Genomic DNA, 15,271 nt, shown 5'->3' with positions numbered 1-15,271 from the left:
AATGATTGAAACAAATAACCTCACAAAGAAATTTACAAGTTATAAGAAAGAAGAAGGATTCAAAGGAAGTATCAAGTCTTTCTTTAATCGCAATCCCATTACGAAGTATGCCGTAAACGACTTTAGCTTTAAGGTCGAAAAAGGTGAAATCAAAGGTTTACTAGGTCCAAACGGAGCAGGAAAAACGACACTCATGAAGATGCTGACAGGAATTATTGTTCCTTCAAGTGGAGAGGTCACAATTGCAGGATACAAGCCTTGGCAACGTGACAAAGAGTTTAGAAAGAAGATCGCTCTTGTTATGGGACAAAAGTCACAGCTGTGGTGGGACATCCCAGCAATGGACTCATTTCAGCTACTCCAAAAATATTATGAAATTCCAGATGACCAATTCAAGAAGAAACTTGGTTATATGGGAGAGCTTCTCGATGTCACAGAGCTATTTCATATCCATGTTAGAAAACTTTCTCTTGGTGAAAGAATGAAGCTAGAACTTATGGCCTCACTCTTACACGAACCAGAAGTTCTCTTCTTAGATGAGCCTACAATCGGACTTGATCTAGTGGCACAAGAGAATATGAGAAACTTCCTAAAAGAGTATCACGCTAAAAATGACCTCTCGATCATCCTTACATCTCACTATATGGCCGACGTTCAGGCCCTTTGTAAGGACCTTGTTCTAGTTTCAAAAGGACAAAAAGCATATGATGGGCCACTTCAAAATCTCGAGAAAATCCTTGGAGATAAGAAGTCAGTCTACTTCAGTTTTGATAAAGCAATTGATACCAAAGAAGATTTTTGGTCAAAACTTGATTGTGATTTTCTAGATAATGGATCAAGTGTTGAGCTAAGAGTTGATAAAGAAGAACTCTCTGAAATCTCTGCGGCCATCTTGTCAAAGTACCCAGTTATTGATTTTCATACAGAAAAACTTCCAATAGAGAAAGTGATGAAGAAGATTATGGAGAACCCGGAGATTCTAAGTAATGTCTAATCTTATCAAATGGTGGCAAACCATTAAGATCTCCATTGTAAAGTACACGGCCTACCGTTTAAACTTCTTCCTTCAAATTATTGGACCAGCGCTAGTCTTTCTTTTTATTAAGTACAACTTGTGGACGGCCATTTTTGAAAGTACAGGAAGTGGTACAATTAAAGGCTATACACTTAAGGCGATGCTTACATACCATGTTTGGGCCTTTGTCGTGTCACAACTTGCCCAAGGTCACACTGCACTTAACTTGGCCCTTGATATTAGGATGGGAAGAATTTCAACTTATCTCATCTATCCGTTTAACTTTTGGGAATTTCACACGGCCTCATTTATTGGCTTCCAAGTTATTCAACTCTTTGTAACAGGCTTTGCGATATTCTTTTTTTCAGTAATTGGTATTTTACCAAGTGTCGACTTCCCTACGTTACTAAACGGTGTTGGTGTTTGTCTCTTTGTTAGCCTCTTCTGGTTTTCTCTACAATACTTAACGGGTGTTATGGCCTTTTGGTTAGAAGAGACTTGGATCTTACGAGTAATGCTTCAGATGATTACAGTATTTCTTTCGGGTGCAATTATTCCCCTAGAACTATATCCGGACTTCTTTAGGGAAATCCTAATGTATACACCATTTCCTTATTTAACTTACTATCCAATTAAAGTCTTTATGGGAGAGGCCGTAAGTTATGCAACATTCTTTAGTGTCTTATCTCCATGGCTAATTCTTGTTAGTCTCATTAGCGCACTAACGTGGAAACGTGGGATAAAACTTTATACAGCGGCGGGGATGTAATGAGATTTGGTTCTTTTAGTTCAGAAGTTAAACACTACCTATCAGTATATAAGAAATTTATTTCAACAAGTACGGCCGTGGCCATGAGCTTTCGCACAAGTTTTGTCCTCATGGTTATGATGGATCTAATGTTCTTTGGTTCAGCTTACTTTACTGTTGATTTTATCTTTGATCACGTGGATATGGTTATGGGCTGGAATCGAAACCAATTCATGCTATTTCTATCTTATGTCTTACTTGTTGATGGTTTTCACATGATCATCTTAAGTCAAAATTTTTGGCGCTTCAGTGATGATCTCAAGTCTGGGCAATTAGACTACACAATTCTAAGGCCTCTTAGCTCAATCTTTAGTGTCTTCTTTCGCAATATTAGACCATCATCAATTCCAACACTAATTCCAGCAATAGCGGTATTTAGTTACTACGCAAATCTTAATGGATTTAACATATTACAATGGGCCCTCATTCCTCTGCTTCTAACACTTTCACTAGCACTACTTGCTGTCGTGGAGTTTGTTATTAGCTGTGCTATGTTTTGGTTAGTTGAAGGTGTCGGGATTAACTTCTTTAGAATGCAGATGCAGCAACTTTCGCGCTGGCCTGATCTTATTTATGGGGCAGCGACAAAGAGAGTGTTTTCGACGCTCGTTCCAATACTACTAGTAGGTTCGGCACCGATTCATTTCTTATTAGATATGAACAAGTGGCACTACCTTCTTCTCATGGTAGTTGCCACTGGTGTATTCTGGGTTATTTTATTAAAACTTTGGGAGCGAGGACTACAAGTCTATGACTCGGCGTCTTCGTAGCCTCTTCGTAGCCTCAACTTAAGCTGCTTGTTTTCTTTCTTCTTCACCTAAGAAAACAAGCTCGATCTCACCAATTGAGCGATTGACGAAGCTAACTTCATTCAATAATTGATCTGCAATATTTGATGCTCCCTTGGCAATTCCTGTATTGGACTTTGAAGATACATCAATGCTTGAAATTGAGCCTTGAAGTTCGGTAATCCCCTTTGATTGCTCAAAAGTTGCAGATGAAATTTCAGTAATTGAGTTAGTCACATTCTCCACACTAACAACGATCTCTTCAAGTATTTGCCCACATTCATTTGCCACTTCAGATCCAGATGTCACACTATCTCTAACCTTTTGAACGAGGTCTGATAGCTTCATATTTGACTCTTCTACAATTGAGTTAACCTCATTAACACTTGTACTAACCATATCTGAAATTTCGACAGAAGCATTACCACTCATCTGTGCTAGTTTTCCAACTTCTTCGGCAACAACAGCAAAGCCCTTACCTGCTTCACCGGCCCTTGCTGCCTCAACTGATGCATTAAATGAAAGCAGCTTTGTTTGGAAAACAATATCGTTAATAACTTGAGTCCTCTCCTCAATACGATTGATTAGCTCTACGATGTGAAGCATCTTCTTGTTATTATCAGAGAACTCCCCCACCATAACATCAATATCGCTGTCGATTCCATTCATTGAATGAATCATTTTCTTTACAATCTTCTTCCCAACGGCGGCCTTACCTAAACTCTCTTGCGCAAGGTTATTAGATTTTTGTGCATTATCAGCTGTCATTCTTACCATTGAACTAATTTCTTCAAGTGAACTTGATGACTCTTGCAGTGATGAATCTTGTCTCTCACTTGAAAGAGAGAGTTCGTTAGAAGTCGAAGCAATACTTTTTGCACTCTTCGTTAGTGAACGAGATGTATTAGTAAGAGCAGAAACTGTAGCTTTAATTTTTTGTGAAATATTTGATGCGTACGCCACTCCAATAGAGAAGCCTAGGATAATTCCTATAAATGAAACAACCACGAGAGTAATTTGTAAACTACGTGCTGTTGCACTAACGACTGATGCCGAAGAAATAACTTCTTTTGATAAGCGAGTATTGTATTTATCTAAAACTCTTTGGTAATTTTCAGCGGCCTCTGGACAATGAACCAAGAAAATTTCTAGGAGTTCAGCTCTCGCTGTAGGATTATTAATTTTTGCAAGTTCAAGTGCTCTAGCACCAACTTTTTTAAAGTCACTCCACTGTACTTGAAGCTCATTAAATATTTTTTGTTCTTCAGCATCAGTGATTATATTACGTAACTTATTTGCAGCTAACTCATAATTATCAATCATCTTTATCGTATTAGAAATCGCATTATTTCGATTCTTACTATCTAAGTCCTCAAGCCCTAGGGTTCTCACTTGAATTCGCGTTTTCTGATAGCTAACATCCATCTCGCTAAGTAGAGAACTACGTGGGATAATATTTTCGCTAAAGAAATTTGATTGCTCGCTTAAGTCACTTACACCAAAGTAAGAAACAGTACTGATAACAATACTGACGACCGACAAAAAGAAACATAATAAAATCAATTTAACTTTAAAATTCTTATTTTTCATTAATCCTCCAGAACACACTGAAGTATCGTACAAAGACATTTTCAATTAAAGTTCAGTCTTTAAACTAAACCTATACAAAGTGAAAATAAATAGAATTGGACCTGTTGAAAATTCACAGCTTACATTGAAAAAAAGTTGAAAAAAATTTAAAAAACTAAAAAGTAAAATTAGTGTGTTTCAATCTTCTCGCATGCACCCTGGTGCTTTATTTGCACTTTTTCACAGTTTGCATTACAAGCGCTACCATAGGTCTTCCCATCCACTCCACACACAGGCATCCAAATCATGGGACAAATACACGGAGCTTTTACCTGCGGACGATGAGGCTTCATCGGAGAAGTTCCTTGTGGCCTTAAGTGTTTTTTATTTGCAGACGTATTCTTATCATTAGAACAAGGGCCATCCTTAATGTCAGTGGCATCTACCACTTGGGCCATGCAACGATTTGAATAGGTTTTTCCGTTAGCACAAACTGGACGATATTCTTTTGTACATTTAAATGCATAACTATTTATAGTTAGAATTAAAGCCAAAAGAAATTTCATACCGACCTACTTTTTTCGAAGTTTACACATATAGAGAGGACCAACTGATCCCTCTTTATCAGGTAGAAATATTGTACCATATTCAGTTTTTTCCCCAAAACCGAAAGTATCGAGGTCATGAACAAGCTCAACTTGATCGCCTTTCTTTTTCAGGACCTTAGCGATCACTTCATCATTTTCAAGACTAGAAATAGAACATGTTGAGTAGAGAACTTCGCCGCCACTTTTCAGTGTTAGAAGGGCCGAACAAAGTAGAGAGTATTGAAGGCCAGCAAGATTTCGCGTTCTCTTCTTTGACCACATATTAAGATATTTTTGATCGTTTAGCGTATGGCGCTCTCCAGAGCAAGGAGCATCGAGAAGAACGAAGTCAAACTCATCTTTTAAGTTAAGCCCGTATTTACTCCCATCAAAACCGCGGATATCAATGATATCTCTCATCTCTTGTGGGACATACTCTGATACCACTCGACGTAGACGCTCTTTACGATTACGTGAGAGCTCATTTAGAACAAGGTGCCCCTTACCCTCCATCTCCTCAAATAGCACTAAGCTCTTACCGCCAGGTGCCGCACACATGTCGAGAACCTTGGCCCCAGGGGTTGGTTTGAGATTACGAGCAACGATAACACTGGCAGCATCCATCACATAGTGAGACTTTAGATCTTTAGATTCCGTTACCTCTCCCTTGGCATACACCCCAGGAATTAGCTCATCAGAATCAATAAATTCTCCTGAAAACCACTTATTTCGACGATAGGCCTTCTCTTCTTTTTTAGTAAAAGAATCTTTTAGGGAATTCCATCGGGCCCCCCACATTTGTGAGTAAAAATATTCAAAGCCCTCAGGGCCTTTCGTTGCTGCAGCTTGGTTTTTCATGCGCATCATGTTACTAAATATGACCTAATCGAGCAAAGAAAAGGATGTTGAAATGGAAAAATTTATTGATCAAATTATCAAGAATTTAAGTGCCAATGGCTTCCCAGAAAAGAAAGTATCTCTTCCTACTGAAAAGATGTATGAAGTTGCAGATAATAAAGGCCTAAGCCTTAATAAAGTTCTCGAAGAATTAAGAGAAAAGAAAATGATCGACAGTGAAATTGGTCCAGAAAAGATCGTTTTTACAATGCAAAAATTTGAAAACCAGCAAGATATGTATGCTAAGGCACAAGAGATGATGTCTCAAATGTCTCCAGAGGAGCTACAGAAGATGCAAGAGATGGTACAGAATATGTCTCCAGAGCAGCGTGACCAAATGATGGAGCAAGCAAAGAAAATGGGGATGATCTAATAGAATCATTCTTTTCTACCCCACTTTCAAGTCTTGAAGACTTTATCACTGGGCATGGATTTACAAGAGTCCATGCTCAGACAATCTATACCCAAGTTTATAAGCATGGGGCAGTATCCTTTAAGGAAATTACTGGCCTACCTCAAAAGCTCTACTCTCTCTTAGAAGAAAAGTACTGTTTTGATTTTCTTGAAATTGCCAAGATCCAAGAATCAGTTGATGACAAGACTGTTAAGCTTTTATTCAAACTAAGCGATGGACGAACAGTGGAAACAGTATGTGTTCCCTTTCAAAAGAAATATACCCTATGCCTATCCTCTCAAGTTGGATGTGCCATGAAGTGCTCATTCTGTTTTACAGGAACGCAGGGGTTAACACGTTCGCTAGAGAAGAAAGAAATTATTCTGCAGTATATGCAAGCCTATGCCTATATCAAAGAGAAGTTTGAAGGCCATCAGGCGGCTCCTAATATTGTCTTCATGGGACAAGGTGAGCCACTACATAATATTGATAATGTAGCGGATGCCATTGAAGTTCTAAAAACAAAAGAAGGCATGGGATTAGGCCCAAGACAGATCACACTATCAACGGCCGGATATTTACCAGGTATCAAAAGATTCAGTGAACTAGGGAATGTAAACTTTGCCCTCAGCTTTCACTCTCCATTTAATGAAGAAAGAAATGAGCTCATTCCACTCAACAAAGCCTACCCTATTGCAGAGTTAATTGATGAGCTTAAGACGATCAAATTAATGAAGCGCCAGTTTCTAACTTTTGAATACTTAATTATTCGCGACTTAAATCATACAAGAAAACATGTGGAAGAGATTGGTCGACTATTAAAAGGAATGCCCGTTATTTTTAATCTCATTCCTTTTAATGAATTTCCAGGCGCTCCTTATAAGAGACCAGAGATGGCGGCCGTCGAAGAGTTTAAGAAGGGCCTCATCGAACTTGGCTTTCACGCCATGATTCGCACAACCAAGGGCGATGATATTCTAGCGGCCTGTGGCCAGTTAACATCACAAGATTCATAGAAAGCGACTTGCTAAATCCTTATCAGGTATCGGACAAGTCTCTAACTCCTTACCAAGTCGGTAACGATTTTCTGCAACGACTTCATAGAGCCAATTTCTTAGTGGCCTAGGTATTATTTTAAAGACTTTAAAATAGCAATGACCTAACTCCACCATCACCGCAATGGCCGCATCTGACTTCGTTGAAATCTCACCATTTTGATAGAAAACCACTGTTGAGAGATTCTTAACAAAATCTTGTTGAAGATAATCCAGCGCTTTTGGGTCCTGTAGATGACAGAATTTAACCTTCTTCTTGCGATCGATTCGATAAATAATCTTGACGAGGCCATTACATATTAAGCACTTACCGTCGATAAAGATAATATTCATACTCTCCATTCTACACCATCTGGGAAATTGTAAAAATTATATTTGCTGAGTTAGAACTACATTGTTCATATTTATTATGCTAGATTTTGCCAACTTTTACCCTATTATCGAGAGAGCAATCTATGAAGAAAATTCTACTTCTTGGTGTTAGTGCCATTACCCTTTTAAACCTAACTTCATGTGGGAACCGTTCAAGTATTTATGAGGACAAGGGACCAACTATTAATAGCCAAGGGCTAAAAGGTGACGCTGTTGCATCAGAAGTTGCAGGAGCTAATTTCGTATGTGACCGCTTCTCAAAAGATGGTTGTATCGACCAAGTGTTAATGATGGGTAAACTTAATCGTGGAAAGCTTCAAACATGTGCGGCCTTCTTTGTTGGCGATAACCTAATTGCAACAGCTAAGAAATGTCTTCCAAGTAGACAAAAAGATCAATCATACTCAGATTGGTTAGATTCAGCTTGTTCAGAAATTGCTTTCAAAGACCTTAAAGGCTTTACATATACTTGTTCTTCAATTGAAAACCAAAAATATTCAGAAATCGTTCTTGTTTCGACAAAGCAGAAATCAAAAGTTGGATTCCTTGAAACAACTAACCAAGGTATCAACTTCGGTGGCGAAAATAAGATTTTTGAACTCACAAGTTTCAAAAGAGGATTTGAAGTTAACTACGCTGTTTCTGAAGGTAAGTACACAAGAGCAAAGAAGAAGTGTAACGGTCTAAAAGATTCACTACTAACAACAATTAACGGATCAAAAGATTCAAAGAACTTTGTTCTTTCAAACTGTGCTATCGACTGGAACTCAACAGGTTCTCCTGTCCTAGTTGATGGAAAAGTAGCAGGTATGCTTCACGGTAAAATTGAAGGTGATGCAGACTTTGGAACAAAAGTAAGTGACAGAGATGGAGTTGCACTTGCAGAAAATTTTGCATGTCAGACTAAGTTCTATGCAGAAACTCCAGCGGCATGTGATCTACATAAACTTGGGGATAAAATTAGCAGCTTAAAAAATACTCTAAAAAGTACCCTTGTTAATAATGGGACTGCTTTTGATACTGTTACTCAAGATATTACAATCTTTAGAAAAGATTCAAATCTAATGGTTCTAGCAACTGAAAAAGCAACGACTTGTGCTACAGAAGGAGAAAAAGGAAGTTTCCAAGCTTGTAAGGTAAACTTACCACTTAAGAACAAATTTCTTTCAACTCTTGATCTTGCAAATGTCGCTCTTGATTGTGACAACGCTGTGACAACAAATTGGAAAACAATCAAAGTTGATGAGAAGCTTACAAGACAGTTTAGCTTTGAAGATTATACGCTAGATGGATACCATGCAGATAGATTTTGGGTAGAAGTTCCAGCTTGTGAATAAGTAGTAAAAAAAAATATATAAAGGCCGCTCAATGAGCGGCCTTTTTTATTTAAAGTGTATTCTGTAGAAACTCTCTCATTAAATCCCAAGACTCTTTATCTGCCTTTTCATTATAGGCCAATGGAAGATTGAATTTCTTTCCATTCTCAGTCGCCTTTGGATTTGTGAAGGCATGAGTTGCACCAGGTAGATTCACAAATCTCATTGGTAGTTGTGATCTTCTAATGACCTTCTTAAAATTAGTAATATCATCTTTTGTTACAAGTGGATCATCGGCACCATTAATGACTAAAAGCTTTGCTTTTGAGTTCTTCGTCACTTGTTTTATACCTGATAAAGACCCGTGAAATGAAACCACTCCTTTTAGGTCAGCTCCTTGAGTTGCATTAAAAAGAACAACGGCCCCTCCAAAGCAATATCCAATAGCACCAATGCGTTCAGCATCAACACTTGGCTGTTCTTTTAAAAGCTCCACGGCCTTATTGAATTTTGCTTTAAGAAGTGTTGGGTTCTTAAAGGCCTCAGATGAAAATTTCATAGCATCTTTTGGGTGGTTTGCCGTCTTTCCATCTCCATACATATCAAGGGCAATAGCATTGTAGCCAAGAGCTGCAAGCTGGTCTGCACGCTTTCTCGCATAATCATTATGTCCCCACCATTCGTGAACAACGACAACGCCTGGCTTCTTATTATCCTCGTCGCCAGTAAGGGCCATATAGCCTCGATAACTCTTATCCCCTACTTTGTAGTCAACATCCTTCGTTGTCACAGATGAACAGCTTGCAAAGCCCATCACCATCAAAATTGGCAGTAAAATTCTCATTTTTCCTCCTAAAATATTGACTGCCACAACGCAATCAGATAATTATGCATTATGACAAAAACAAGCCTATATAATTTAACTTTAGAAAGTTTCCCATATGATGAAGCAAAAATCATGGGAAAGTGGGTCTATAAAAAGTTAAATTTTAATCCTGACACTTGGGAGAATGCCCCACGTGTTGTCAGAGAAAAGGCAAAGGAATATGACTTATCGCTACTTAAGATTCTTTGGCAGGGACTTTCCAAAGATGGTACGCGAAAATTTCTCCTTGGTTTAGATGATAAGAACTCAATTGAGGCGGTACTTATTGAAAGTGAGAATGATAAGCGCCTAAGATCGACTCTGTGTATTTCCTCACAAGTCGGCTGTGCCATTGGTTGTACTTTTTGTCATACGGCCACACAGGGACTAACAAGACACCTACAAACATCAGAAATCGTCGGACAGTACCTAACTGTCTCTAAGTGGATGCAAGAGAATGTCGATCCGAAGTATCAGATTTCAAATATCGTCTTTATGGGTCAAGGTGAACCCCTTCATAACTTTGAAAATGTTAAGAAGGCCTGCTACCTTTTAACAGACCCACTTGGAATCGCTCTTAGTAAGCACAAGGTTACGATTTCCACTTCAGGACTTGTCCCAAAGATCAAGCAATGGGAAGAGTTACCTGACGTCAATGTGGCCATCTCTCTTCATGCTATTAGAAATAATCTACGCTCGGAGCTGATGCCAATTAATAAGCGCTACCAAGTTGATGACCTTCTTGAGGCCCTAAGATCAATTCCAGTTAAGAATTCTCGACGAATTATGTATGAGTATCTCTTAATAAAAGACCTTAATGATACTCAAGAAGATATTGATGGGCTTATTGAAAACCTTCCTAAGAAGGAATCAAAGATTAATATTATTCCTTTTAATGAATATCCTGAAAGTAAGTTTAAGCGCCCAAGCGATGAACATATTGAATGGTTTCAAAGATCTCTACAAGCAGCAGGACTTACTTGTACCGTTAGAGAGACAAAAGGTGATGATATCTTAGCTGCTTGTGGCCAATTAAAAACACAATACGAAAAACTTAATTTGCCTTCTCAGAAGTAGTTTCTTCTTTAAGCTCCCAGCCTCCCCCGAGTGCCTTATAGAGATTTACGTAAGCGATGAGGTTATCTTGCTTAATACTTATATAATTAAGTTCACTTTCAAAAAGTGCCCTTTCACTATCAAGTACCTCTAAGAAGCTAGTCACACCATTATTATAACGATTTAAAGAAATCTTCTTAGCTTCCCTAAGGGCCAACACTTGCTCTCTAAAGTTAATGGATTCTCGATTAATCGTATTAACTGCAACGAGAGAATCTTCGACATCTCGAAATGCTCCAAGAACTATTTGTTTATAAGAATAGAGTAATTGTTTGTACTGTGCCTTTTCCACATCAATCAAATCAAGATTTCGTCCCCACTGAAACAGAGGCCCAACTAAATTCGCTCCTAGGTTCCATATAAATTCACCACTAAAAGGATTAAAGCTACTATCTGAATTTCCAGCAACACCTGTTAAGCTAATGGTTGGAAAGAGATTGGCCTCGGCCACTCCTACCTCTGCATTTTGGGACCTAAGACTTGCTTCGGCCTGGGCAACATCTGGCCTTCTTCTAAGAACATCAGAAGGTATTCCGATAGGAATATCAGGAACCATCATCGCCTGTGTTATGTCTTCGGTTACTTTTATCTTAAGCTTACCTGGATTATGGCCTAGTAGAATACGAATAAGATTTTCACTGGCAAAAATCGCCCTTTCAAATCGAGGGACTGATGCTTTTGCAAAAGATAATTGTGCCTGGGCCTGATTTAAGTCAAATTTAGAAACAGTTCCATTGGAGAATCGTGCCTTAACAATTCGATAGGACTCCTCCCTTGTTTCGACTGTTGCCTTAGCAATTTTTAAAGAAACCTTATTCTTTAATAATTGAAAGTATGCTGTAGCAATTGCAGCACTTACTTGTAGTCGAACTGAGTCATAAGCATACGTAGTGGAAAGTAGCTGGCCACGGGCCGCTTCGTTAGCATTTCTAAGCTTTCCCCAAAAATCGATTTCCCACTGAACGGAAGCAGTAAGAAATGATGACTCAACAGAGTCTGGAAATACTGCACCTTGAGAATAATTGCCCTTTTGGAAATTGCCTTGATAATTGAATAAAGGATATAAATCCTTCTTTTTAAATCCATAAAAAGCTGCCGCTTCTTCTATTCTGGCCAATGCAATCTTAATATCTAAATTTTGCTTTAATCCAATAGCGACTAATTTTGACAATTGTTTATCATTAAAGACCTCCCACCACTGTTCATTCATTTGAATATCTTTCTTGTTATTGTCATAGCGATACTTAGAGGGAGCAGGCATATCAGGACGTTTATACTCAGGGCCAACAGCGCAACCAAATAAAACTAGTAAGAATAAAGAAAGAGATATTCTATTCACTATCCTTCTCCTTCTTCTCATAACCAAATAACTTGCCAATAAAGACGAAGAGCATGGGATAGAGGAAGATTCCAATAACAGTAGCAATAGTCATACCTCCTAACAGAGACATTCCCATTACTTTTCGAGATTCCGAACCTGTCCCGGTAGCAAAGACCAGAGGTAGAACCCCTAAGATGAAAGAGACGGCCGTCATAAGAATTGGCCTTAAACGCTGTTTGGCCGAATCCATTGCTGAATCAAATAAGCTCATCCCTTCTTCTCTAAAATTGATATTAGCAAATTCAACAATGAGAATTGCATTCTTTGCGGCCATTGCTATAAGCATAACGAGGGATACTTGCATAAAGACATTATTTTCGTAGGTATTGCTAAAAAGACGGGCCAGATAAACAAAGAGCATTGCTCCAAAAATCGCAAAAGGTGTGCCTAGTAGAATACTAAGAGGTAGAGACCAGCTTTCATATTGGGCAGACAAAATGAGGTAGACAAAAATCAGAGCAAAAACAAATACAATTGCACCTGAGCCTTGTGATCTCTTTTCTTGAAAGGACATATTTGACCACTCATAGCCCATCCCTTCATCTAGTGTTTGGCGTGCAACTTCCTCCATAACCTTAAGAGCTTGGGCCGAAGAGTAACCAGCAGCAGGACTACCAGTGATTTCGATCGAGCGGTATAAATTGTAGCGAGTGATATAATCTGGGCCACTGCTTTCTTTAACTGTCACGATTGAAGAGAGAGGGATTTTGTCTCCACTCCTATTGACGACATAGAAAGTTGAAAGTTTTGATCCATCGAGACGATATTGTGGCTCGGCCTGGATATAGGCCTTATACAATTTACCAAATCGATTGAAGTCATTAACATAAGAGCCACCTAGAAAGGCCGAAAGAGTCACATAGATATCATTTAAGCGAATCCCCATTTTCAGTGCCTTTTCACGATTAATTTCAATTAATTTCTGTGGAACAGATGCCTTAAATGTCGTAAAGACCTGTGATAATTCTGGTCTCTTATTAGCGGCGGCAATAAGCTTTTGGGCATTTGAATATAACTTTTCAACAGATGTCCCTAAGCGGTCTTGAAGCATGAAGGTGAAACCCGAACCATTACCAAGGCCAGGAATAGCAGGAGGACTAAGGGCAAAGATTTGAGCTTGTGGAAACTTTGTAAAGAAGACTCCATTTGCTTTTCTAACGGCCATATTAAGATCCACGCTTCGCTCACTCCAGTCTTTTAGTTGGGCAATAACAAAAGCTGAATTAGTTGACTTTGCACCAGATAAAATAGAGAAACCCACAACAGAGGTCACAAATTGGATTTCTTCAAATTTCATCAAAGTGTCTTCAACTTTTGAAACCACTGCATCGGTTCTTTGCAGCGAGGACGCCTCTGGAAGTTGGACATTAATAAAGTAGTAGCCCATATCTTCAACTGGAATAAAGCCCGCCGGTAGGTACTTCCCAATAACTGCGATACAGCCAGTAAGAATCAAGATAGATAAGAATCCCCTCTTTGTTCTTCGTGCAAAGACTTCAGTTAAGTTCATATAACTTTTTGAAGAGCGATCAAATGCCTTATTAAAAAGATGAAAGAAACCACCCAGAATACCTGAGTACTCCTTTTTCTCTTTTAATAAAAGAACACAAAGAGCAGGTGACAAAGTCAAGGCATTAACAGAGGAAATACAAACAGAGACAGCGATTGTGATTGCAAATTGCTGATATAATAATCCAGTAATACCGGCCATTCCAGCAACAGGAACAAAGACGGCCACAAGAACAAGGGTTGTGGCAATAACCGCACCAGTTACTTTTCTTATGGCCTCAGTCGTTGCCGTCTTAACGTCCATTCCATTTTCAATATTTACTTGTACAGCTTCAACCACAACAATAGCGTCATCGACAACAATTCCAATGGCCAAAACCAGGCCCAATAGTGACAAAGTATTTATTGAAAACCCTAAAAAAGGGAAGAAGATAAAGGCCCCTATAAGAGATATCGGTATCGCAATCGTCGGGATCAAGGATGCACGCCAGTCTTGAATAAAAATAAAGACGACAAAGATAACAAGAAGAAGAGCGACAACTAAAGTAATAACAATTTCTTTAATACCCGCCGTAATTGGTAGAGTTGAATCATATGAAACTTGATAAGACATCCCTGGAGGAAACTTCTTACTTAATTCATGAATCGTCTTTTTCACGTCGTTAGCTAATTCAACACCATTGGCGCCAGGGGCCTGATAAATTGCCACAAGAGCAGATGGGTCAGCATTGACACGAGCGAATGCTTCATAATTTTCGACCCCCAATTCAATACGGGCCACATCACTTAAAAAAACCTGTGATCCATTCTCATTTGTGCGAACAACAATTTCTCCAAACTCTTCTGGGGTCTGTAATCGATCTTGCATCTTTACACTATAGGTAAAGTCGGTTCCTTTCGGAGCTGGCTCAGCACCAAATTTTCCTCCGGGAACAATCACATTTTGCTCTCTAACAGCATTTAAAATCTCTGGAACAGTAAGGCCGTACTTTGCAAGTAATTCAGGTCTTATCCAAAATCGCATTGAATAATCACTGGAGCCGAGCATATCAACTCTACCGATTCCCTTAAGCCTTGCTAAGACATCTTTGATGTTGAGAATTCCATAATTTGAAAGAAACTCTCGGGAATAACGATTATTCTCACTTGTAAGCGTGATAAACATGAGCATCGTTGGTAGAGACTTTCTAGTATTCACCCCTAGCCTCTTTACTTCTTCAGGAAGTTTGGCCGTAGCAGAAGCAACCCGATTTTGGGTAAAGACTGTATTCATATCTGGATCAGATCCAACTTCAAATGATGTTGAAATATTAATCGTTCCATCATTTGCATTAGTGGATTTCATATAAAGCATATTATCAACACCGTTAATTTCCTGTTCTAATGGCGAAGCAACAGAACTTTCCATATTCATTGCATTTGCACCAGTGTAGGCCGTCGTGACAGAGACCACAGGAGGTGTGATATTGGGATATTGTTCAGTGGCCAAGTCAAGAATAGAGATTCCACCAAGAATGAGGGTAAAGAGAGAGATGACAAATGCAAAAATTGGTCGCCTAACAAAGAAGATATGCTTTTTATCATCATTATGATTCATAA

General features: G+C 38.8%; 14 protein-coding genes. 7 read left to right on the top strand and 7 right to left on the bottom strand.

The window, feature by feature from the left end:
* Position 1: 1 nt before the first annotated feature.
* From ABMA79_RS01420 to ABMA79_RS01410, 3 genes are read left to right on the top strand one after another with little or no spacing between them, the layout of a single operon-like run.
* Entirely contained in the window at positions 2 to 994 is a 993-nt protein-coding gene (locus ABMA79_RS01420; protein WP_393089627.1) for an ATP-binding cassette domain-containing protein, read from the top strand.
* Entirely contained in the window at positions 987 to 1,784 is a 798-nt protein-coding gene (locus tag ABMA79_RS01415; RefSeq protein ID WP_392857063.1) for an ABC transporter permease, read from the top strand. The genes ABMA79_RS01420 and ABMA79_RS01415 overlap by 8 nt, the downstream gene beginning before the upstream one ends.
* A complete protein-coding gene (locus ABMA79_RS01410) occupies positions 1,784 to 2,593 on the top strand; it encodes an ABC transporter permease (protein WP_393089624.1) in 810 nt (269 codons plus the stop codon). Before ABMA79_RS01415 ends, ABMA79_RS01410 begins: the two co-directional genes overlap by 1 nt.
* An 18-nt stretch (positions 2,594 to 2,611) precedes the next feature.
* On the opposite strand, the gene ABMA79_RS01405 is transcribed toward ABMA79_RS01410, so the two are convergent.
* From ABMA79_RS01405 to ABMA79_RS01395, 3 genes are all read right to left on the bottom strand, one after another.
* Positions 2,612 to 4,201, bottom strand: coding sequence for a methyl-accepting chemotaxis protein (locus ABMA79_RS01405; protein WP_393089621.1), 1,590 nt, complete (start codon positions 4,199 to 4,201; stop codon positions 2,612 to 2,614).
* Positions 4,202 to 4,368: 167 nt separating this feature from the next.
* Positions 4,369 to 4,746 (bottom strand): Kazal-type serine protease inhibitor, encoded by a 378-nt coding sequence (locus tag ABMA79_RS01400; protein WP_392857068.1) that lies wholly within the window; start codon positions 4,744 to 4,746, stop codon positions 4,369 to 4,371.
* A 6-nt stretch (positions 4,747 to 4,752) separates the two neighbouring features.
* Positions 4,753 to 5,625 carry an RsmB/NOP family class I SAM-dependent RNA methyltransferase gene (locus ABMA79_RS01395; protein WP_393089618.1) on the bottom strand — a complete coding sequence of 291 codons (873 nt, stop codon included), beginning with the start codon at positions 5,623 to 5,625 and terminating at the stop codon, positions 4,753 to 4,755.
* 52 nt (positions 5,626 to 5,677) lie between these two features.
* On the opposite strand from ABMA79_RS01395, the gene ABMA79_RS01390 reads away from it, so the two are divergent.
* Positions 5,678 to 6,037: a hypothetical protein gene (locus ABMA79_RS01390; protein WP_392857072.1), complete on the top strand. Its 360-nt coding sequence runs from the start codon at positions 5,678 to 5,680 to the stop codon at positions 6,035 to 6,037.
* Positions 6,037 to 7,074: a 23S rRNA (adenine(2503)-C(2))-methyltransferase RlmN gene (gene rlmN / locus ABMA79_RS01385; protein ID WP_393090823.1), complete on the top strand. Its 1,038-nt coding sequence runs from the start codon at positions 6,037 to 6,039 to the stop codon at positions 7,072 to 7,074. The genes ABMA79_RS01390 and rlmN (ABMA79_RS01385) overlap by 1 nt, the downstream gene beginning before the upstream one ends.
* Here the strand turns inward: rlmN (ABMA79_RS01385) and ABMA79_RS01380 are convergent.
* Positions 7,069 to 7,446 carry a thiol-disulfide oxidoreductase DCC family protein gene (locus tag ABMA79_RS01380; protein ID WP_393062056.1) on the bottom strand — a complete coding sequence of 126 codons (378 nt, stop codon included), beginning with the start codon at positions 7,444 to 7,446 and terminating at the stop codon, positions 7,069 to 7,071. The two genes, rlmN (ABMA79_RS01385) and ABMA79_RS01380, sit on opposite strands and share 6 nt — an antisense overlap.
* 122 nt (positions 7,447 to 7,568) lie before the next feature.
* Here ABMA79_RS01380 and ABMA79_RS01375 point away from each other — a divergent pair, with 122 nt between their 5' ends.
* Complete coding sequence (locus tag ABMA79_RS01375) at positions 7,569 to 8,822, top strand: hypothetical protein (protein WP_393089616.1); 1,254 nt, start codon at positions 7,569 to 7,571, stop codon at positions 8,820 to 8,822.
* Positions 8,823 to 8,871: 49 nt separating this feature from the next.
* Here the strand turns inward: ABMA79_RS01375 and ABMA79_RS01370 are convergent, their stop codons facing one another.
* A complete protein-coding gene (locus ABMA79_RS01370; RefSeq protein ID WP_393089614.1) occupies positions 8,872 to 9,645 on the bottom strand; it encodes a dienelactone hydrolase family protein in 774 nt (257 codons plus the stop codon).
* 51 nt (positions 9,646 to 9,696) lie between these two features.
* On the opposite strand from ABMA79_RS01370, the gene rlmN (ABMA79_RS01365) reads away from it, so the two are divergent.
* Entirely contained in the window at positions 9,697 to 10,743 is a 1,047-nt protein-coding gene (gene rlmN / locus ABMA79_RS01365; RefSeq protein WP_392911245.1) for a 23S rRNA (adenine(2503)-C(2))-methyltransferase RlmN, read from the top strand.
* Here rlmN (ABMA79_RS01365) and ABMA79_RS01360 read toward each other — a convergent pair.
* Positions 10,721 to 12,121: an efflux transporter outer membrane subunit gene (locus ABMA79_RS01360; protein WP_393089611.1), complete on the bottom strand. Its 1,401-nt coding sequence runs from the start codon at positions 12,119 to 12,121 to the stop codon at positions 10,721 to 10,723. The two genes, rlmN (ABMA79_RS01365) and ABMA79_RS01360, sit on opposite strands and share 23 nt — an antisense overlap.
* Entirely contained in the window at positions 12,114 to 15,269 is a 3,156-nt protein-coding gene (locus ABMA79_RS01355; protein ID WP_393089609.1) for an efflux RND transporter permease subunit, read from the bottom strand. Before ABMA79_RS01355 ends, ABMA79_RS01360 begins: the two co-directional genes overlap by 8 nt.
* Positions 15,270 to 15,271 lie beyond the last annotated feature (2 nt).

The organism is Halobacteriovorax sp. HFRX-2_2 (assembly GCF_043196705.1).
Lineage (GTDB): Bacteria > Bdellovibrionota > Bacteriovoracia > Bacteriovoracales > Bacteriovoracaceae > Halobacteriovorax_A.
The sequence above is the reverse complement of the archived record's forward strand: the minus strand, read 5'-3'. Positions and strand labels throughout refer to the sequence as shown.